Genomic DNA, 18,216 nt, shown 5'->3' on the forward strand with positions numbered 1-18,216 from the left:
GGGGCCGCAGCCATTCGTCGTCGCGCGACCCGACGGATGAGACTCGCAGCGCAATCATCGCGCCAGTAGTCGGCTAGAATTGCCCTGCGCCCGACCGCTCCTCAGACCCGACAGCGTCCATCGGACTTCGGCGCCCTCGTAGTTGCCATGAGGCGCCCAGGATGCTTCGACCGCTTCGCTCACTGATATTGCTGCTTTGCCTGGCCTGCGTCGTGCCGGCCTGGGCGGCCAGTGCGCTGCCGTTACTCAAGCTCAGCGCTGCCGATCTGGCCGCGCCGGTGAGCATCGAGCACAGCCTGCTGTTGGAAGATCCGAGCGGCCAACTGAGCGCCAGCGAGGTACTGCAGCGCATCACGCAAGAGGGCCGCCAGGTTCAGGGGACCGCCCGCATCGGCTATACACGCAGCGCCTGGTGGCTCGCCGTGCAATTGCAGACACCGCCAGCCGAACGCCTGCAACTGATCATCGGCCAGACCTTCCTCGATGATCTGGAGGTCTGGCTGTTCGATGGCGAGCAGTCGCTCGGCCCACTGTACAGCGGCGCAAAACGTCCATTCGCCGAACGTGGCGAGCCCTATCCACAGTTTCTGCTCAACCTGCCACGCCTGGACGATGGCCCGCACAGCCTGCTGCTGCGCGTGCAGAGTCATTCGGCGATCAACCTGCCGCTGCAGGTGGTCGGCGCCGAACAGGGCCAACAACTGATCGCCTACAGCTGGCTACAGAGCGGCCTGCTGATCGGCGCCCTACTCGCCCTGGCACTGTTCTATCTGGTCAAGTTCAGCACCCTGCGCGAAGCGCAACTGGCCTACTTCAGCCTCACCTCGTTGTGCGTGGCGCTGTATAACACCAGCCTGTACAACATTGCCGGCCTGCTCTGGCCGCAGTGGACCCTGCTGCCCAAATTGCTGATCAATCTACCCACCGCCGGGATGATGATCTTCAGCTCGCTGTTCATCGCCAGCGCCCTGGGCCTGAAACTTGGACGTCTGCGCTGGCTGCGCGATACCCTGTTCGCGGCCACCCTGCTGGTCAGCATCGGCGGCGTCTTCGTCGACCATCCCCACGCCTACCAGACCCTCAACCTGCTGACGCTGGCCACCGGGCTGTATCAGTTGCTGCTGATGATCCTCGGTGTCTACCAGCGCCGCCCCTACGCCCCCGGATACATGCTGTGCTGGAGCGCCGCACTGGTGCTGATGTTGCTGGTGCCGCTGAGCCGCGCCGGACTGATTCCGCTGCCCGCCGGTTTCTATGCGCTTTACGCCTACCTGCCGGCACTGAGCATGCTGCTGTTCGGCGCCCTGCTCGACAAGCAGCTGGAGCGTGTGCGCCGCGTGCTGCTGAGCAGCCAGGCGCAGGCCATCGACAACCTGGAGCAGTACCAGGCGCTGTTTCGCCACAGCGGCGAGGGTATCTTCCGCTGTGACCACGACGGCAGGCTGCTGGAAGCCAACCCAAGCCTGGCACGCCTGCTCGGCAGCGATACACCGGCCGTGCAGTTGGTCGGATTGCCGCTACAGCGACTGCTCGGTGAAACCCAGTGGCGCGAGCTGCTGCAGCAACTCGACACCGAGGCCGGCACGGTCGCCTGCGAATGCCAGTTGTACGACCTGAAACAGCGTCCACTGTGGGTCTACCTGTCGTTGCATCTGCGCCCTCAGCGAGACCGCATCGAAGGCATAGTGGTCGATCTCAGCGAACGCCGCGCGCTCGAGGAGCGCCTGCAACAGCTGGCCGCGCATGACGCGCTGACCGGTCTGCTCAACCGCCGCGAACTGGAAAGGCTGCTCTCGGAAACCCTGGGCGGCAACACCAAGCGCCGCTTCAGCCATCTGCTGCACCTGAGCCTGGACCGCTTCAAGCAGGTCAACGACCTCTGTGGCCACTCCGCCGGTGACCAGTTGCTCAGGCAACTGGCAACCCAGCTCGCGCACCAGTTGCCGCGCCATGCCGAGCTGGCCCGCGTCGGCGGTGACGAGTTCGCCGTGCTGCTGCGCGAAGTCGATGACGAGGCCGCCCTCAAGCAGGCCGAGGCCTTGCGCCGGGCGGTCGAACAGTTCGTCTTCACCTGGCAGGGGCGCCCCTTCCGTCTCCACACCAGCATCGGCCTGCTCGCCCTCGGCTCTGGCGTGCGCGACTGGGAGACCGCACTGACCTGGGCCAGCAGCGCCAGCCAGTTAGCCAAGCACCAGGGCCGCAACCGCGTGTGTCAGTTCAACCCGGAAGATGGCGCGCTGCTCGAACATCAACGCCAGTTGCAGTGGATCACCCGCCTGCGTGAAGCCTGCGAACGCGGTCATTTCGAGCTGTTCTACCAACCGGTACAAGCGCTGCAGAGTGCCACTGCCGGCCTGCACTACGAAGTCCTGCTGCGCTACCGCGATCCGCAGAGTGGCGAGTGGATCAGCCCGGCGCAATTTCTCGATGCAGCGGCGCGTTATGACTTTCTCGGCGCCATCGACCGCTGGGTCGTCCAGCACCTGTGTGCCTGGCTGGCGGCCAACCCAAGGCACCTGGCACAACTGGCTCAGGTCAACGTCAACCTCAGCGCCAGCTCCCTGCTCGATTGCGATTTCCACCGCTTGCTGCAGGACGAACTGCAGCGCCACGACCTGCCGCCCGGGAAATTCTGCATCGAAGTGACGGAAATGGTCGCGCTGGGCGAGCTGGGTGTCTCCGCCCAGTGGATCGAGGAGTTGCGCAGCAAGGGACTGAAAGTCGCCCTGGATGATTTCGGCAGCGGCTTCGCCTCCTACGCTTATCTGCGTCACCTGCCGCTGGACATCCTCAAGATCGACGGCAGCTTTATCAGCGGCATCGAGAACGACCCGATCAACCAGGCCATGGTCGGCTCGATGCGCCAGATCGCCGGGCAACTGGGCCTGCTCACCGTCGCCGAATTCGTCGAGACCCAGGCCAGCCTGGACTGCCTGCGCCGCCTGGGCATCGACTATGCCCAGGGCTACTTCGTTGGCCGCCCGCAGCCCTTGCGGCAACTGGCCGACGACGCGCGTCGCCACGACACTCAGGAAGCCTGATAGAGCGCCACCGGTACGCGCTCGAGCAGCGCCGGGTCCAGGCGCAACATGCGCACGCAGCGCGCTTCGACCAGGCTGGCTGGCAGCTCGTTGTTCGGCAGGGCCAGCAACAGACCGGTGAGGTTGAGCACCAGCGCCTCACGCGAGAACACGCCGCTGCCCAGGCCATAGAGCGCTGCGATCAGCTCTCGCAGGCCGAACGGCAATCGCCAGCGGATACGCAGGGCCGAACCGAAGCTCGCCGAGCGGCGCAGCATCGCATCGTCGATCTGCTCATTGCTCAGTTCACCACCCGCTTCCTGCCAGTCCTGCAGGCTGCGCAGCAGGGCCAGTTCACCCAGATTGTGCAGCAACCCGGCGGTATAGCAGAGCTCGGCGTCCAGCTTCAGCTCGAGCGCCAGCCAGCGCGCCAGCTCGGCGCTGCGCCGCGCCTGCTGCCAGGCTCGCGTGGCCAGCTCGGCCAGACGCGGGTCGCGCAACTGGGCATTGCGCTGCAGGGCCAGGCCCAGCACCAGATTCAGCGTACGCGCCACACCCAGGCGATGCAGCGCCTGCGTCAGAGTATGACAAGGCACGCCCTGATGCTGCGCAGCGGTACTGGCGGCGGCAATCAGCAGCGCGGTGATCTGCGGATCGCTACCGAACACCGCCTCCAGCTCGCCCAGGTCCTGCTCGCCGGCCTGCAGCCCCTGAGTCACGGCATTACGTACATCGCTGAGCAGCGGCGCGCCCTGCCCCTCTTCGCGCACCGTATCGAGATAGTCACGCAGCTCACTGAGCAACAGCGGCTGACGCACCGCCACCGCGGCCGCAGGCGCGGGCAACAATGTGCGCAGACGCTGACGCAGACTCTCGGCATTGAAGGGCTTGGCCAGATAGGCACTGGGCGCCAGCGGCCGCGCGGCGCGCACGCTGCTGGCATCCAGGCGACCGCTGATGAGCACGAACGGCAGCGCCGGTGTACGCGGGTGACGGCGCAACTGGCGCAGCAGCTCCAGGCCGTCGAGCCCCGGCAGCTCGCCATCGGCGATCACCAGATCGGGCAAGCGCCGCTTGCAGCGCGCCAGAGCCGCCTGACCATCGCTGACCTGCAGCACACGGGCATCGCCACACACGTCGAGCACCAGTTGCTGCAACAGGTTGGACGTCCAGGGATCCGCCTCGGCAATCAGGACTTCCACACAATGAGCTGAAGCGGTCATGCGAGCCTCTGGGCGAATGACGAACGGAGGATGCCCGAACCCCATGTACCCACATCCACCAAAAAGCTGATGGATGAGTCAGTTCCACGGCAACGGCGCAGTCTAAACCGAGGTGTTGTGTGACGTAAGTCGCAGGTGAGCGAGTTGCGCAAAAAAATGCGCGACCAATAGCCGCGCCAACCGACCCGTGCAAATGAGCTGCGCAGGCGCGAGTCCGAGGGGAAAACACGGGCAAAAAAAAGCCCGCCGATTAGGGCGGGCTTCTTTGCCAGGCAGCCGATCAATTACTTGATCTTGGCTTCCTTGTACATCACGTGCTTGCGTACGACCGGATCGAATTTCTTGATTTCGATCTTGTCGGGGGTGGTGCGCTTGTTCTTGTCGGTGGTGTAGAAATGGCCGGTACCGGCGCTGGACACCAAACGGATCAGTTCACGCATGACTCTCTCCTTAAACCTTTTCGCCGCGAGCGCGCAGCTCAGCCAGCACTACGTCGATGCCACGCTTGTCGATGACGCGCATGCCTTTGGCAGATACGCGCAGACGCACGAAGCGCTTCTCGGACTCGACCCAGAAGCGATGGTGCTGCAGGTTCGGCAGGAAACGACGACGGGTTTTGTTGTTTGCGTGGGAAATGTTGTTCCCGGTTACCGGACCCTTACCGGTAACTTGACAGACTCTCGACATGCCTCAGCCCTCTAAAACCACATGCCCAACCCGGCATGGGTTGGCCGCTTAAACTCAATGTCTTGGCGCTCGGCGCCGCGTTTCTCGAGGGTCTTACCGGGCGCACTGGATAGCGCAAGAACCGGGCCCCTAGAAAAGAGCGCTGCTTTATACCAGAAAGCCCTGAGGGCAACAAGGAAAACCGCAGGATAAAACCCAACCCCGAGCCAGCAGACCCGCCGGGGGCCGGCCCGTTGGGGCCTGATCAAGATTTGACCGCTCGTCGCCTCGGTCGGGTATTCAGTGCATGGCAAATCGACTAGGGTTGCAAGCTTGCCGTTCACGCCAGGAATGAGGACTTCACCATGCGCCTGTTGCTCGCTGCTCTACTGTGCACCCCGATCCTGGCCCAGGCCGCCACCCTCAGCGTGTGCACCGAAGCCAGCCCGGAGGGTTTCGACGTGGTGCAGTACAACTCGCTGACCACCACCAATGCCTCGGCCGACATGCTGATGAACCGCCTGGTGGAGTTCGACGCCGAGCAGGGCAAACTGCTGCCGAGCCTGGCGCGCAACTGGTCGATCTCCGCCGATGGCCTGGTCTACGACTTCACCCTGCGCGACGACGTGCAATTTCACCACAGCGCCGACTTCACGCCCAGCCGCACTCTCGATGCCCAGGACGTGCTCTTCAGTTTCCAGCGCATGCTCGACGAGCAGCACCCCTGGCACAAGGTTGCCGCCAGTGGTTACCCACACGCCCAGTCGATGCAGTGGCCAAGCCTGATCGCCAAGATCGAGGCGCCGGATGCGCATAGCGTACGCATCACCCTGAACCGCCGTGATGCGACCTTCCTCGCCACCCTGAGCATGGGCTTCGCCTCGATCTATTCCGCCGAATACGCCGACCAGCTGATGGCTGCCGGCAACCCGCAGAAGCTCAACAGCGCGCCCATCGGCAGCGGCCCGTTCGTCTTCGAGCGTTTCCAGAAGGATGCCGCCGTGCGCTACCGCGCCAACCCGGAGTATTTCGCCGGCAAGCCGGGCGTGGACCGGGTGATCTTCGCCATCACCCCAGACAGCAACGTGCGCCTGCAGAAGCTGCGCCGCGGCGAATGCCAGATCGCCCTGTCGCCGAAACCGCAGGACGTACAGGCCATCGCCGGCGACACCAAGCTGAAAAGCGCACAGACCGCCGCCTTCATGACCGCCTTCGTCGGCATCAACAGCCAGCATCCACCACTGGACAAACCGCAAGTGCGCCAGGCGATCAACCTGGCCTTCGACAAGGCCAGCTACGTCAAGGCCGTGTTCGAGGGCAGCGCCGAGCCGGCCAATGGCCCGTACCCGCCGAACACCTGGAGCTACGCCAGCGAACTGCCCGGCTATGCGCATGATCCGGCCAAGGCCCGCGCCCTGCTGACCGAGGCTGGTCTGGCAGGGGGTTTCAAGACCACCATCTGGACCCGCCCCAGCGGCAGCCTGCTCAATCCCAACCCCAGCCTCGGCGCGCAGCTGCTGCAGGCGGATCTGGCCAAGGTGGGCATCGACGCCGAAATTCGCGTGATCGAATGGGGCGAGCTGATCCGCCGCGCCAAAGCCGGCGAGCACGACCTGCTGTTCATGGGCTGGGCTGGCGACAACGGCGACCCGGATAACTTCCTCACCCCGCAATTCGCCTGCGCCTCGGTGCAGTCAGGGCTGAACTTCGCCCGCTACTGCGACGAAACGCTGGACAAGCTGATCGCGGACGGCAAGGCCAGCAGCGACCAGAATCAGCGCAGCCGCCTTTATCACCAGGCGCAGCAGATCATTCAGGAGCAGGCGCTGTGGCTGCCGCTGGCCCACCCGACCGCCTTCGCGTTGCTCAGCAGCAAGGTCGAGGGTTATAAGGTCAGTCCGTTCGGTCGGCAGAATTTTGCCTCGGTGCAGATCGCACCATAAGGCGCCATCGTGGTGGGCTGAAGCCCACCCTACACCCGAACCAGCTACATCCAGCCCAGCTCGGCCATCGACAGCGGTTCACCATCGCCAACGATGAAATGGTCGAGCACGCGCACCTCGACCAGCGCCAGAGCATCCTTGAGCCGCTGGGTCAGTACGCGGTCGGCCTGGCTGGGTTCCGACACGCCTGATGGGTGGTTATGGGTAAGGATGACGGCGGCGGCATTGTTGGCCAGCGCTCGCTTGACCACCTGCCGCGGATAGACGCTGGCGCTGTCGATGCTGCCGCGAAACAGCACCTCGAAGGCCAGCACACGGTGCTTGGCATCGAGAAACAGGCAGCCGAACACCTCATGCGGTTCGTGGCGCAGCTGCGCCTTGAGGTAATCGCGCACCGCCTGCGGGCTTTCCAGCGCCGAATCGCGGCGCAGCCGCTCGGCCAGATGCCGTCTGGCCATCTCCAGCACGGCCTGCAGCTGTGCGTACTTGGCCGGGCCCAGGCCCAGGTGCTGGCTGAAGTCGGGCAGATCAGCCTCCAGCAGCGCACGCAGGCTGCCGAACTCGGCGAGCAGCCGGCGCGCCAGATCTACCGCACTGCAACCGGCCACGCCGGTGCGCAGGAAGATTGCCAGTAATTCGGCGTCGGTCAGCGCGGCAGCGCCTTGCGCCAGGAGTTTTTCCCGCGGACGCTCCGCCGCGGGCCAGTCGCGAATGCTCATAGGGCACCTCCATGTCGAGCCAGGCGCCCGCTGTTCCGCTGCGGACGCTGTGCTATCGTAGCCCATCTTTTTACACGCGGCCGGCCTGGGGAGGCGTTGGTCACGTGGCGCACATCCACCGGTTTATAAAAGGCAGGCCTATGCAGCGGCTGTATCGCAAACGCATCATCGTCGGCGTGGGGGGCGGTATTGCTGCCTACAAGAGCGCCGAACTGGTTCGCCGACTCAAGGATCAAGGCGCCGAAGTCCGCGTGGTAATGACCCAGGGCGGACGCGAGTTCATCACCCCGCTGACCCTGCAGGCCCTCTCCGGCCACCCCGTGCATCTCGACCTGCTCGACCCGGCCGCCGAAGCGGCGATGGGCCATATCGAGCTGGCGCGCTGGGCCGACCTGATCCTGATCGCCCCGGCCACAGCCGACCTGATCGCGCGACTGGCCCAGGGCGTGGCCAACGACCTGCTGACCACTCTGGTCCTGGCTACCGATGCGCCGATTGCTCTGGCTCCGGCGATGAACCAGGCCATGTGGCGCGACGCAGCCACCCAGGCCAACCTCGAATTGCTGCAAAATCGCGGCATGCGCCTGTTCGGCCCGGCATCCGGCAGCCAGGCCTGTGGCGATGTCGGCCTCGGTCGCATGCTCGAACCCAATGATCTGGCCCAGCTGGCCGCCGACTGCTTCCAGCGCCAGGCGCTCGATGGCCTGCATATCCTGATCACCGCTGGCCCGACTCAGGAAAACATCGACCCGGTGCGCTACATCACCAACCACAGCTCCGGCAAGATGGGCTTCGCCCTGGCCGAGGCCGCCGCCGAAGCCGGCGCGCGCGTGACCCTGGTCAGCGGCCCGGTGCATCTGCCGACGCCGGACCGGGTCAGCCGCATCGACGTGGTCAGCGCCCGCGACATGCTTGCCGCTTGCGAAGCGGCGATGCCCTGCGACGTGCTGATCGCCGCCGCCGCGGTGGCTGACTACCGCCCGGAAGTGGTAGCCCAGCACAAATTGAAGAAAGACCCCAGCAGTGGCGAAGGGATGCTCCTGCAAATGGTGCGCAACCCGGATATCCTCGCCACCATCGCCGGCCGCGAGGATCGCCCGTTCAGCGTGGGCTTCGCCGCCGAGACCGAGAACCTGCTCGAATACGCCTCGCGCAAGCTGCGCGACAAGAATCTCGACCTGATCGTCGCCAATGATGTGGCCAACCCCAGCATCGGCTTCAATAGTGAAGAGAACGCCATCACCGTGATCGACCGTGGACTGCAGCAAACCAGTTTCGCCCAGACCAGCAAGGGCAAGATCGCCCGCCAGTTGATCACCCTTATCGCCGAACGACTGAACAAGAACTGACCATGCACGCTCTGCAAGCCAAGATCCTCGATCCCCGCCTCGGCCAGGAATTCCCGCTGCCGCAATACGCCACACCCGGTTCCGCCGGCCTCGACCTGCGCGCCATGCTCAAGGAGCAGATCGTCCTCGAGCCAGGCCAGACCGTGCTGATCCCCACCGGCCTGTCGATCTACATTGGCGACCCTGGCCTGGCCGCGATGATCCTGCCGCGCTCGGGCCTGGGCCACAAACACGGCATCGTCCTCGGCAACCTGGTCGGCCTGATCGACTCGGACTACCAGGGCGAACTGATGGTGTCGTGCTGGAACCGTGGTCAGACGCCTTTCACCATCGCCATCGGCGAGCGTATCGCGCAGTTGGTGCTGGTGCCTGTGGTGCAGGCCCACTTCGAGCTGGTCGAGCAGTTCGACGAGACCCAACGTGGCGCCGGCGGCTTCGGCCACTCCGGTAGCCACTGATTCATACCCCACAGGACGACCCGCCGAGGAGCACCTACGTGAAACTCTTCAAGCGTACCGCCAAGGAAGCCGACACGGCTGCCAGCCTGGTGCCGAGCAAGCCCAAGAGCAAGACGGCGAACCCCTCACTGGGCCCCCTGCTACCCGGTCTGCTGGCCGCCGTGATCGGCGGGGCCGCAGGCGCCGCGCTGCTGTGGTTTGCCGACAACAGCAGCAGCCAGGCACGCCAGGCAGAGCTGGTACAGGCCATTGGCAGCAACCAGGCCGCTGCCGTGCAACAGGCGCTCAAGCAATTGCAGGCCGACAGCCTCGCCGCGGCGCGCAACCCGGAGTTATTGCAAGCACTGCAAAGCGGCGACAACCTGCGGGTCAGCGAAGTCGAACGGCGCCTGGGCTACTGGGATGGCGTCATCGATGCCCATCTCAACCGCCGCGGCGAAGCGGTACAGAACACCTCTCGCGCCGCACCGATGAACTTCGCCGGCCTGGATATGCTGCGCCGTACTGAAAGCGGCCAGCAACCCGCTACCGAAGCCTATCGCGTGGGTGAGCGCTGGCTGGCCTATAGCGCCGTGGCCCTGCGCCTGAGTGAGAATCAGCCGGCCCAGGGTACGCTGCTGCTGGCCTTCGACCTGCAGCGGCTACTCGCAGCTATGCCGGCGCTCCCGCCCGAGTATGGGCAGGTGCAGCTGGTGCAGCAGTTCGCCAACACACCAGCGCAGGTGCTGCTACAGCGCGGCCAGGCAGGCGACGCAGCCGCCGCGCAGACCTTCGCCACCGGCAATCCGTACTGGAAGATCAGCTTCACCCCCGGCCCCGGCCTGGCTCAAGGCAGCATTTCTCCAGCGATGCTCGGTCTCGCGTTCCTGCTTGCACTGGGCGGTGCCCTGATCGGCATGGTTCTGGTGCAGGGCGCGCTGCAGCGGCGCGTCAATCTCGACGCCCAGCAACTCGGGCAAATGCTCAAAGAACTCTCCGCCGGTAAGAACGTCAAAGCCTTCAGCCTCAGCCTGCCGGTGCTCGATGCGCTGGCCCAGAGCCTGGCACGATTGCCGCGCCGCAGTAGCGCTGAAGGCAGCAGTACCCCCGTTAAAGGAACAGCCGCGGCACCTGCCGCTCAGCCGGCAGCCAAGCCAGCCGAGCTGGTCGACCCGCTGTTTCAGGACACCGATATCCTCGATATCGACATTCTCGATGAAGACCAGGATCTCCTGGGACTGGAGCAGAGCCCCGCAATGAGCACTAGCCAAAGCGCCCCGAAACTTCCCGCCGACATTTTCCGCGCCTACGACATCCGTGGCGTGGTGGGCGATACCCTGACCGCCGAATATGCCTACTGGATTGGCCGCGCCATCGGCTCGCAGAGCCTGGCCCAGGGCGAGCCCAAGGTCATCGTTGGCCGCGACGGCCGCCTCTCCGGCCCGGAACTGCTGCAGCAACTGGTACAGGGCCTGCTCGACTGCGGCTGCGAAGTGACCGATATCGGCATGGTGCCGACCCCGGTGGTGTACTTCGCTGCCAACGTGCTGGAAGGCCGCTCGGCCGTGATGCTCACCGGCAGCCACAATCCGCCGGACTACAACGGCTTCAAGATCATCATCGCCGGCGACACCCTGGCCAACGAACAGATCCTCGCGCTGAAGACGCGCCTGGACAACAACGACCTGGCCATAGGCGTCGGCAGCGTGCAGCAGGTCGACGTGCTGCAGCGCTACTTCAAGACCATTCGTGACGACATCGCCCTGGCCAAGCCACTGCGCGTGGTGGTCGACTGCGGCAATGGCGCCGCTGGCGTGATCGCCCCGCAACTGATCGAAGCTCTGGGCTGCAGCGTGATTCCGCTGTTCTGCGAAGTGGACGGCACCTTCCCCAACCACCACCCGGATCCGGGCAAACCGGAGAACCTGGTCGACCTGATCGCCCGCGTCAAAGCGGAAAACGCCGACCTGGGCCTGGCCTTCGATGGCGACGGTGACCGCGTCGGCGTGGTGACCAACACCGGCAACATCGTCTACCCCGACCGCCTACTGATGCTGTTCGCCAAGGACGTGGTCTCGCGCAACCCCGGCGCCGACATCATCTTCGACGTCAAATGCACCCGTCGCCTGACCCCGCTGATCAGCGGCTACGGCGGTCGCCCGGTGATGTGGAAGACCGGCCATTCGCTGATCAAGAAGAAAATGAAGGAAACCGGTGCCCTGCTGGCCGGCGAGATGAGCGGTCATATCTTCTTCAAGGAGCGCTGGTACGGTTTCGACGACGGCATCTACAGCGCTGCCCGTCTGCTGGAAATCCTCAGCCTGGAAAAACGCAACGCCGAGCAGGTGTTCAGCGCCTTCCCCAGCGACATTTCCACGCCGGAAATCAACATCAAGGTCACCGAGCAGACCAAGTTCGGCATGATCGAACGCCTGCAGCGTGAAGGCCAGTGGGGCGAGGCGAACATCACCAGCATCGACGGTGTACGCGTCGATTATCCCAAGGGCTGGGGCCTGATCCGTGCGTCCAACACCACACCGGTGCTGGTACTGCGCTTCGAGGCCGACACCCAGGAAGAGCTGGAGCGTATCCAGGATGTGTTCCGCGCCCAACTGCTCAAGGTCGCCCCCGACCTGCAACTGCCCTTTTGACCGATTTGTTCCAGGAGCCCCTGCATGACCCTCGAGCGTGACGCCGCTGCCCAGGTTGCCAAGGTACTGTCCGAAGCCCTGCCCTACATTCGCCGCTTCGTCGGCAAGACCCTGGTGATCAAGTACGGCGGCAACGCCATGGAAAGCGAGGAGCTCAAGCAGGGCTTCGCCCGCGACATCGTGCTGATGAAGGCGGTCGGCATCAACCCGGTGGTGGTGCACGGCGGCGGCCCGCAGATCGGTGATTTGCTCAAGCGCCTGTCCATCGAGAGCCACTTCATCGACGGTATGCGTGTCACTGACACCGCCACCATGGACGTGGTGGAAATGGTGCTCGGTGGCCAGGTCAACAAGAGCATCGTCAACCTGATCAACCAGCATGGCGGCAGCGCCATCGGCCTGACCGGTAAAGATGCCGGCCTGATCCGCGCCAGGAAGCTCACGGTCAGCCGCCAGACCCCTGAGATGACCCAGCCGGAAATCATCGACATCGGTCATGTCGGCGAGGTCACCGGGGTCAACACCGACCTGCTCAACATGCTGGTCAAGGGCGACTTCATCCCGGTCATCGCGCCCATCGGCGTCGGTCCGGGCGGCGAGTCCTACAACATCAACGCCGACCTGGTCGCTGGCAAGGTGGCTGAGGCGCTGAAGGCCGAGAAACTGATGCTGCTGACCAACATCGCCGGCCTGATGAACAAGCAGGGTGAGGTGCTCACCGGCCTCACTACCGAGCAGGTCAACGATCTTATTGCCGACGGCACCATCTACGGCGGCATGCTGCCGAAGATCAAATGCGCCCTGGAAGCGGTGCAGGGTGGCGTGACCAGTTCGCACATCATCGATGGCCGTGTACCCAATGCTGTGCTGTTGGAGATCTTCACCGATATCGGCAACGGCACCATGATCAGCAACCGCAAACGCCCTTAGACAGCGGCCGCCACGCGGCCTTCTGATGACCCTCTCCCGCTTGCGGGGCGATGAGGCGCGCTTTTGGAAGCACTGCTTCCTGCGCCGATGAGCGCCTGATCGCTGGCGATCAGGCCGGGGCGCGGAGCGGGGTGCCCGCAGGGCGGGAGAGGGCAAGATTCCACACGCCCTCTTCAGATAAACGAGTACAAACCAAAGCCTGGTGCCCCTAGGGTAGGCCCGGCAAGCGCAGGGCAATCCGTAGTTGGTACGTACCCCGGTACCGACCATCGAGTAACCTTATCGCAAGCCATCCGCACACCGACTCGAACTTGCCGCAACCCTCCTCAACATGCACGCTCACCAGCCCCCCTGATCAGGAACGCCCATGAGCAGCCTTCCCGAACTCAGCCAGTTCAGTTTCTTCCATGCGTTGCGCGTGCGCTGGGCCGAAGTCGATCCGCAAAGCATCGTCTTCAATGGCCACTACCTGACCTACGCCGACGTTGCCATCACCGAATACTTTCGCGCGCTGGGCGTCGCCTATCCGGGTGACTTGGCACAGGACGGTGGCGACTTTTTCGCCATCCGCACCTTGCTCGAATACCGCGCCCCGGCGCGCTTCGACGATCAACTGCAGATTGGCGTGCGCAGCGCGCGTCTGGGCCGATCCAGCCTGACCTTTGCGCTCGGCATCTGGCGCGACGGCGAGCTACTGACCAGCGGCGAAATCGTCTATGTTCACGCCGACGGTGCGACACGCAGCAGCGCCCCGCTGCCGCAGTGGCTCAGGGAAAAGATCGAGAGTTTCGAGAACACTCAGCCGCAAGGCTGAATGACTGAGCCCTAAGGCTTTTTCTGCGGCTCGCCGAACAGCTCGGCCAGGCGCGCGCGATCAGCGGCAAAACCGGCCTCGGCCTGAGTGCGGGCTTCCTTGTAACGCGCGATATCACGCTGCAGGCGCTGCTGCTCTTCCTTGAGGTTGTTGATCTGCGCCAGCAAATGTTCCGGCACCTGGCGCCCGGCACGCTCATGGTCGGCGGCCTGGCTCTGCAGGTTGGCCTGCTGAGTACGCACCGACTGCAGATTGCCACGCGCGACGCTGGTGACGCTGTCGAGCTCGGCCAGCTTGCGCTCACGGGCACGGTCGACATCGTCAAGATTGGTGTACAGACGCAGCAACTGGGCATCGCTGCTGGCACGCGCCTTGTCCGCCTGCATACGGGCAAACTCTTCGGGCGTAGGGGCTGGCGGGATCACCCGTAGCACGCGCCCCTGATCATTGAGCACCTCGTACCCCTTGCCGATGAACTCGGGCGGCACGCCCTGGCGGCTGAGCACTGTCACGCCCTTGTCGTCGACATAACGATAGAGCTCGGCAGCCACCCCCGACAACGGCAGTAGCAGGCTACAAAGCAGCGTACAGCGGGTCAGGAGCGGTGCAGGCATAGGACGACCTTGTGCTAGGGCTAGATTCCGTACTCGGCGCGATAGGCCTCGACAGCCGGCAGATATTGCTTCAGTTCAGCATCCCCTGCCAGATATTCCAGTACCTGTTCGAGTGACACGATGCTCACTACGGGCATGCCGAAGTCGCGCTCGACTTCCTGAATGGCGGAAAGCTCGCCTTGACCACGCTCCTGACGGTTCAGCGCGATCAAGGTGCCGGCAGCCTGAGCGCCCTGGCCCTGGATGATCTGCATGACCTCGCGGATTGCGGTGCCGGCAGTGATCACGTCATCGACGATCAGCACACGGCCCTTGAGCGGCGCGCCGACCAGGGTGCCGCCCTCGCCATGGTCCTTGGCTTCCTTGCGGTTGAAGCACCAGGGCAGATCGCGCTGATGATGCTCGGCCAGCGCCACGGCAGTGGTCGCAGCCAACGGAATGCCCTTGTAGGCCGGGCCGAACAGCACGTCGAAGTCGATCCCGCTATCGACGATGGCCGCCGCGTAGAAACGCCCCAGTTGAGCCAGCGCCAGACCACTGTCGAACAGGCCGGCATTGAAGAAATAAGGGCTGGTACGCCCGGACTTGAGGGTGAACTGACCGAAACGCAGAACACCGCGTTCGATGGCAAAGCGAATGAAATCGCGCTGGTACGCTTGCATGAAAAGTCCCGGACGGCACGGATTTAGCTAAATGAGGTGAGCTCGGGTATCATACACGCACGTGTTTTTGGGGGCCATTTATGCGGATCATCAGTGTGAACGTGAATGGTATTCAGGCTGCGGCCGAGCGAGGTCTGCTCAGCTGGCTGCAAGCCCAGAATGCCGACGTGATCTGCCTGCAAGACACCCGTGCCTCCGCCTTTGAAATGGACGACCAAGCCTTCCAACTGGATGGTTATTTCCTCTATGCATGCGACGGTGAAGTGCCCAGCCAAGGTGGCGTGGCGCTCTACTCGCGATTGCAACCCAAGGCGGTGATCAGCGGCCTCGGCTTCGAGATGGCCGATCGCTACGGGCGCTACCTGCAGGCCGATTTCGACAAGGTAAGTATCGCCACCCTGCTGCTGCCAAGCGGGCGGGACGGTGACGAGAGCTTGAATCAGAAATTCAAGTTCATGGACGACTTCACCCATTATCTGGACAAGCAACGCCGCAAGCGTCGCGAGTACATCTACTGCGGCTCGCTGCATGTAGCGCACCAGAAGCTGGACGTGAAGAACTGGCGTGACTGCCAGCAATCACCAGGTTTCCTGGCGCCCGAGCGCGCCTGGATGGACGAGGTGGTTGGCAATATGGGTTATGTCGATGCCCTGCGCGAAGTCAGCCGCGAAGGTGACCAGTTCAGTTGGTGGCCGGATAACGAGCAAGCGGAAATGCTCAACCTGGGCTACCGCTTCGACTACCAGCTGCTCACTCCGGGCATGCGCCGTAGTGTGCGCAGCGCACGCCTGCCACGTCAGCCGCGCTTCTCCCAGCATGCGCCGCTGATCGTCGATTACGACTGGATTCTCAGCATCTGATCGACAGGCAACAGGTATGAAAAAGCCGGCTGATCGCCGGCTTTTTGTTGCATGCAGGTTTACTTCACCAAACGCCAACTGAAGGGGTAACGATAGGGTTGCCCTTCGTTGGCCTTGATACCCGCGATGATGGTCAACACCAGCGCCGCCAGGCCCAACAGCATCAGCAGCGGGAAGCCGATCACCACCACCATCAGAATGAAACAGACCACTGCGGCCAATGCCACGCTGATCTGGAAGTTCAGCGCTTCCTTGCCCTGCGCATCGACGAAGGGGTCGAGGTCTTTCTTGATCTGCCAGATGATCAGCGGGCCAAGCAGATTGCCGAAGGGGAACACCAGGCCGAGAAACGCGGCGAAGTGACAGAACATGGCCCACTGACGCGCCTCCTGACTGGGCGTCGGAAGCGGGTTTTGCATATCGTCATTCATCCTGGTGCTCCTTGCTCGTTACGGGTTTCAGTCGACCAGAGCGGCCTTCTGCAGTTCAAAGATCTCGTTCATGCCTTTCTGCGCCAGTGCCAGCATGGCGTTGAACTCATCGGGCTGGAACGGCGCGCCCTCGGCCGTACCCTGCACTTCGATGAAGCCACCGGCATTGGTCATCACCACGTTGAGGTCGGTCTCGGCGGCGGAGTCTTCCAGGTAGTCCAGATCCAGCACCGGCTCGCCTTGGTAGATGCCGACCGACACCGCTGCGATCATCTGCTTGAGCGGCTCGCCCTTGAGCGAACCACGCTTCTTCAGCACTTTCAGGGCATCGATCAGCGCCACCATGGCGCCAGTGATGGAGGCGGTGCGGGTGCCACCGTCAGCCTGGATCACGTCGCAATCGACGTACAGGGTGTTCTCGCCCAGCTTGGTCATGTCCAGTGCTGCACGCAGCGAACGGCCGATCAGGCGCTGGATTTCCAGGGTACGCCCGCCCTGCTTGCCGCGGCTGGCCTCACGCTGGTTACGCTCGCCGGTGGCGCGCGGCAGCATGCCGTATTCGGCAGTCAGCCAGCCCTGGCCCTGCCCCTTGAGGAAGCGCGGCACGCCGGATTCGACGCTGACGGTGCAAATCACCTTGGTATCGCCGAACTCCACGAGCACCGAGCCCTCGGCGTGCTTGGTGTAGTTGCGGGTGATGCGAATCGAGCGCAACTGATCGGCGGCGCGGCCACTGGGACGTTTCATCGAGCGATACCTACTTCATTAAGTGAAAACAGTGCGCATTATAGGGGCGCCCGAGCAAGGCGACACGCCGAATTGGCGCCAGCAGATGGCAGGCCTGATCGCCTGCACATGAAATGGGTAGGCGCCGTGAGCTACAATCCTGCGTTTTTCGAGCCGACTTCCACGAGGTATCCCATGGTTCACAGCATGACGGCCTTTGCCCGCAACGAGCAGGCAACCGCTCACGGCACACTGAGCTGGGAGCTGCGCTCGGTCAACCACCGCTATCTCGAGCCGCACCTGCGCCTGCCGGAAGCCTTCCGCGACCTCGAAGGCGCGGTACGCGAAGCGCTGCGCCAGGGGCTGTCACGCGGCAAGGTGGAGTGCACCCTGCGCTTCGCCGAAGAAAGTGCCGGCAAGCCGCTGCAGGTCGACGCCGACCGCGCCCGCCAACTGATTGCCGCTGCCGAACAGGTCGCCGCACTGATCCAGCAACCGGCCCCGCTCAACCCGCTGGAAGTGCTGGCCTGGCCCGGCGTGCTGGTGGCCGACTCGGCCGATCCGCAAGCGCTCAACGCCGCCGCGCTGAAGCTGTTCGACCAGGCACTGGGTGAACTCAAGGCCGGCCGTGCCCGCGAAGGCGCCGAGCTGGCCAAGCTGCTCAACGAGCGCCTCGACAGCATCCTCGACGAAGTCGCCGCCCTGCGCGAGCTGGTGCCGCAGATGCTCGCCGGGCAGCGCGCCAAGATCGAAACCCGCTTCGCCGAGATGCAGGCCGAGCTCGACCCGCAACGCCTGGAGCAGGAGCTGGTACTGCTGGCGCAGAAGAGCGACGTGGCCGAGGAGCTGGATCGCCTCAGTACCCATGTCAGCGAAGTGCGTCGCGTGCTCAAGGCCGGCGGCGCTGCCGGGCGGCGTCTGGATTTTTTGATGCAGGAGCTCAACCGCGAGGCCAATACCCTCGGCTCCAAGGCCTTCGATCCGCGCAGCACGCAGGCTGCGGTCAATCTGAAGGTGCTCATCGAACAGATGCGCGAGCAAGTGCAGAACATCGAGTAAAAACTACTGCGCTAGGCTATGCCGCGTTGAAATCAGGTTCGAAATGCTCATTTACAGTCGTAAACTCCGCTTTCTCACCTGATTTCGCCTTGCCTAGCCGTCGCTCGCTACG

Annotated in this window: 17 protein-coding genes; 9 read left to right on the forward strand and 8 right to left on the reverse strand. The window is 63.9% G+C overall.

The annotated features are described in order from the left end of the window. The first annotated feature begins 161 nt into the window (after window positions 1–161). The gene (locus JWV26_RS08855; protein WP_206418854.1) at window positions 162–3,041 is read left to right on the forward strand and encodes an EAL domain-containing protein; all 2,880 of its coding nucleotides are present in this window, start codon (window positions 162–164) and stop codon (window positions 3,039–3,041) included. Here JWV26_RS08855 and JWV26_RS08860 read toward each other — a convergent pair. The 3 genes from JWV26_RS08860 to rpmB form a co-directional block, all read right to left on the reverse strand. Continuing rightward, window positions 3,029–4,243: an HDOD domain-containing protein gene (locus tag JWV26_RS08860; protein ID WP_206418855.1), complete on the reverse strand. Its 1,215-nt coding sequence runs from the start codon at window positions 4,241–4,243 to the stop codon at window positions 3,029–3,031. The genes JWV26_RS08855 and JWV26_RS08860 overlap by 13 nt on opposite strands. A gap of 284 nt (window positions 4,244–4,527) precedes the next feature. Next, entirely contained in the window at window positions 4,528–4,683 is a 156-nt protein-coding gene (rpmG, locus tag JWV26_RS08865; protein WP_003464575.1) for a 50S ribosomal protein L33, read from the reverse strand. Between the two features lie 10 nt (window positions 4,684–4,693). Further along, window positions 4,694–4,930, reverse strand: coding sequence for a 50S ribosomal protein L28 (rpmB, locus tag JWV26_RS08870; protein ID WP_003242523.1), 237 nt, complete (start codon window positions 4,928–4,930; stop codon window positions 4,694–4,696). A 344-nt stretch (window positions 4,931–5,274) separates the two neighbouring features. On the opposite strand from rpmB, the gene JWV26_RS08875 reads away from it, so the two are divergent. Next, window positions 5,275–6,852, forward strand: a complete 1,578-nt coding sequence (locus tag JWV26_RS08875) for an ABC transporter substrate-binding protein (protein ID WP_206418856.1) — start codon at window positions 5,275–5,277, stop codon at window positions 6,850–6,852. A 44-nt stretch (window positions 6,853–6,896) separates the two neighbouring features. Here JWV26_RS08875 and radC read toward each other — a convergent pair whose 3' ends face one another. Beyond that, window positions 6,897–7,571, reverse strand: coding sequence for a RadC family protein (radC, locus tag JWV26_RS08880; RefSeq protein WP_017676055.1), 675 nt, complete (start codon window positions 7,569–7,571; stop codon window positions 6,897–6,899). A gap of 140 nt (window positions 7,572–7,711) precedes the next feature. Between radC and coaBC the strand changes: the two genes are divergently transcribed. From coaBC to JWV26_RS08905, 5 genes are all read left to right on the forward strand, one after another. Continuing rightward, window positions 7,712–8,920 (forward strand): bifunctional phosphopantothenoylcysteine decarboxylase/phosphopantothenate--cysteine ligase CoaBC, encoded by a 1,209-nt coding sequence (coaBC, locus tag JWV26_RS08885; RefSeq protein ID WP_072426179.1) that lies wholly within the window; start codon window positions 7,712–7,714, stop codon window positions 8,918–8,920. A gap of 2 nt (window positions 8,921–8,922) precedes the next feature. After that, a complete protein-coding gene (gene dut / locus JWV26_RS08890) occupies window positions 8,923–9,378 on the forward strand; it encodes a dUTP diphosphatase (RefSeq protein WP_017676057.1) in 456 nt (151 codons plus the stop codon). A 1,235-nt stretch (window positions 9,379–10,613) separates the two neighbouring features. Continuing rightward, the gene (gene algC / locus JWV26_RS08895; RefSeq protein WP_206419190.1) at window positions 10,614–12,008 is read left to right on the forward strand and encodes a phosphomannomutase/phosphoglucomutase; all 1,395 of its coding nucleotides are present in this window, start codon (window positions 10,614–10,616) and stop codon (window positions 12,006–12,008) included. A 24-nt stretch (window positions 12,009–12,032) separates the two neighbouring features. After that, the gene (gene argB / locus JWV26_RS08900; RefSeq protein ID WP_059392869.1) at window positions 12,033–12,938 is read left to right on the forward strand and encodes an acetylglutamate kinase; all 906 of its coding nucleotides are present in this window, start codon (window positions 12,033–12,035) and stop codon (window positions 12,936–12,938) included. A 367-nt stretch (window positions 12,939–13,305) separates the two neighbouring features. Further along, entirely contained in the window at window positions 13,306–13,752 is a 447-nt protein-coding gene (locus JWV26_RS08905; protein WP_072426176.1) for an acyl-CoA thioesterase, read from the forward strand. A gap of 11 nt (window positions 13,753–13,763) precedes the next feature. Here the strand turns inward: JWV26_RS08905 and JWV26_RS08910 are convergent, their stop codons facing one another. Together JWV26_RS08910 and pyrE are read right to left on the reverse strand one after the other, a co-directional pair. Beyond that, window positions 13,764–14,366 carry a DUF4124 domain-containing protein gene (locus JWV26_RS08910; protein ID WP_017676061.1) on the reverse strand — a complete coding sequence of 201 codons (603 nt, stop codon included), beginning with the start codon at window positions 14,364–14,366 and terminating at the stop codon, window positions 13,764–13,766. Between the two features lie 20 nt (window positions 14,367–14,386). Further along, the gene (gene pyrE / locus JWV26_RS08915; protein ID WP_013717752.1) at window positions 14,387–15,028 is read right to left on the reverse strand and encodes an orotate phosphoribosyltransferase; all 642 of its coding nucleotides are present in this window, start codon (window positions 15,026–15,028) and stop codon (window positions 14,387–14,389) included. Between the two features lie 80 nt (window positions 15,029–15,108). Here pyrE and JWV26_RS08920 point away from each other — a divergent pair, with 80 nt between their 5' ends. Continuing rightward, a complete protein-coding gene (locus tag JWV26_RS08920) occupies window positions 15,109–15,888 on the forward strand; it encodes an exodeoxyribonuclease III (RefSeq protein ID WP_017676062.1) in 780 nt (259 codons plus the stop codon). 59 nt (window positions 15,889–15,947) lie between these two features. Here the strand turns inward: JWV26_RS08920 and JWV26_RS08925 are convergent, their stop codons facing one another. Together JWV26_RS08925 and rph are read right to left on the reverse strand one after the other, a co-directional pair. Further along, a complete protein-coding gene (locus tag JWV26_RS08925) occupies window positions 15,948–16,319 on the reverse strand; it encodes a DUF4870 domain-containing protein (protein ID WP_074918736.1) in 372 nt (123 codons plus the stop codon). A 27-nt stretch (window positions 16,320–16,346) separates the two neighbouring features. Continuing rightward, window positions 16,347–17,066 carry a ribonuclease PH gene (gene rph, locus JWV26_RS08930; RefSeq protein WP_017676064.1) on the reverse strand — a complete coding sequence of 240 codons (720 nt, stop codon included), beginning with the start codon at window positions 17,064–17,066 and terminating at the stop codon, window positions 16,347–16,349. A gap of 174 nt (window positions 17,067–17,240) precedes the next feature. Between rph and JWV26_RS08935 the strand changes: the two genes are divergently transcribed. Continuing rightward, on the forward strand, window positions 17,241–18,104 hold the full coding sequence (locus JWV26_RS08935; protein ID WP_072426175.1) for a YicC/YloC family endoribonuclease: 864 nt from the start codon (window positions 17,241–17,243) through the stop codon (window positions 18,102–18,104). Window positions 18,105–18,216 lie beyond the last annotated feature (112 nt).

The organism is Ectopseudomonas toyotomiensis, assembly GCF_017167985.1.
Lineage (GTDB): Bacteria > Pseudomonadota > Gammaproteobacteria > Pseudomonadales > Pseudomonadaceae > Aquipseudomonas > Aquipseudomonas toyotomiensis.

Excerpts from the sequence above, each read along its gene's own strand:
- JWV26_RS08855 (WP_206418854.1), top strand. The coding sequence starts at position 162 with ATGCTTCGACCGCTTCGCTCACTGATATTGCTGCTTTGCCTGGCCTGC.
- JWV26_RS08860 (WP_206418855.1), bottom strand. The coding sequence starts at position 4,243 with ATGACCGCTTCAGCTCATTGTGTGGAAGTCCTGATTGCCGAGGCGGAT.
- rpmG (WP_003464575.1), bottom strand. The coding sequence starts at position 4,683 with ATGCGTGAACTGATCCGTTTGGTGTCCAGCGCCGGTACCGGCCATTTC.
- rpmB (WP_003242523.1), bottom strand. The coding sequence starts at position 4,930 with ATGTCGAGAGTCTGTCAAGTTACCGGTAAGGGTCCGGTAACCGGGAAC.
- JWV26_RS08875 (WP_206418856.1), top strand. The coding sequence starts at position 5,275 with ATGCGCCTGTTGCTCGCTGCTCTACTGTGCACCCCGATCCTGGCCCAG.
- radC (WP_017676055.1), bottom strand. The coding sequence starts at position 7,571 with ATGAGCATTCGCGACTGGCCCGCGGCGGAGCGTCCGCGGGAAAAACTC.
- coaBC (WP_072426179.1), top strand. The coding sequence starts at position 7,712 with ATGCAGCGGCTGTATCGCAAACGCATCATCGTCGGCGTGGGGGGCGGT.
- dut (WP_017676057.1), top strand. The coding sequence starts at position 8,923 with ATGCACGCTCTGCAAGCCAAGATCCTCGATCCCCGCCTCGGCCAGGAA.
- algC (WP_206419190.1), top strand. The coding sequence starts at position 10,614 with ATGAGCACTAGCCAAAGCGCCCCGAAACTTCCCGCCGACATTTTCCGC.
- argB (WP_059392869.1), top strand. The coding sequence starts at position 12,033 with ATGACCCTCGAGCGTGACGCCGCTGCCCAGGTTGCCAAGGTACTGTCC.
- JWV26_RS08905 (WP_072426176.1), top strand. The coding sequence starts at position 13,306 with ATGAGCAGCCTTCCCGAACTCAGCCAGTTCAGTTTCTTCCATGCGTTG.
- JWV26_RS08910 (WP_017676061.1), bottom strand. The coding sequence starts at position 14,366 with ATGCCTGCACCGCTCCTGACCCGCTGTACGCTGCTTTGTAGCCTGCTA.
- pyrE (WP_013717752.1), bottom strand. The coding sequence starts at position 15,028 with ATGCAAGCGTACCAGCGCGATTTCATTCGCTTTGCCATCGAACGCGGT.
- JWV26_RS08920 (WP_017676062.1), top strand. The coding sequence starts at position 15,109 with ATGCGGATCATCAGTGTGAACGTGAATGGTATTCAGGCTGCGGCCGAG.
- JWV26_RS08925 (WP_074918736.1), bottom strand. The coding sequence starts at position 16,319 with ATGAATGACGATATGCAAAACCCGCTTCCGACGCCCAGTCAGGAGGCG.
- rph (WP_017676064.1), bottom strand. The coding sequence starts at position 17,066 with ATGAAACGTCCCAGTGGCCGCGCCGCCGATCAGTTGCGCTCGATTCGC.
- JWV26_RS08935 (WP_072426175.1), top strand. The coding sequence starts at position 17,241 with ATGGTTCACAGCATGACGGCCTTTGCCCGCAACGAGCAGGCAACCGCT.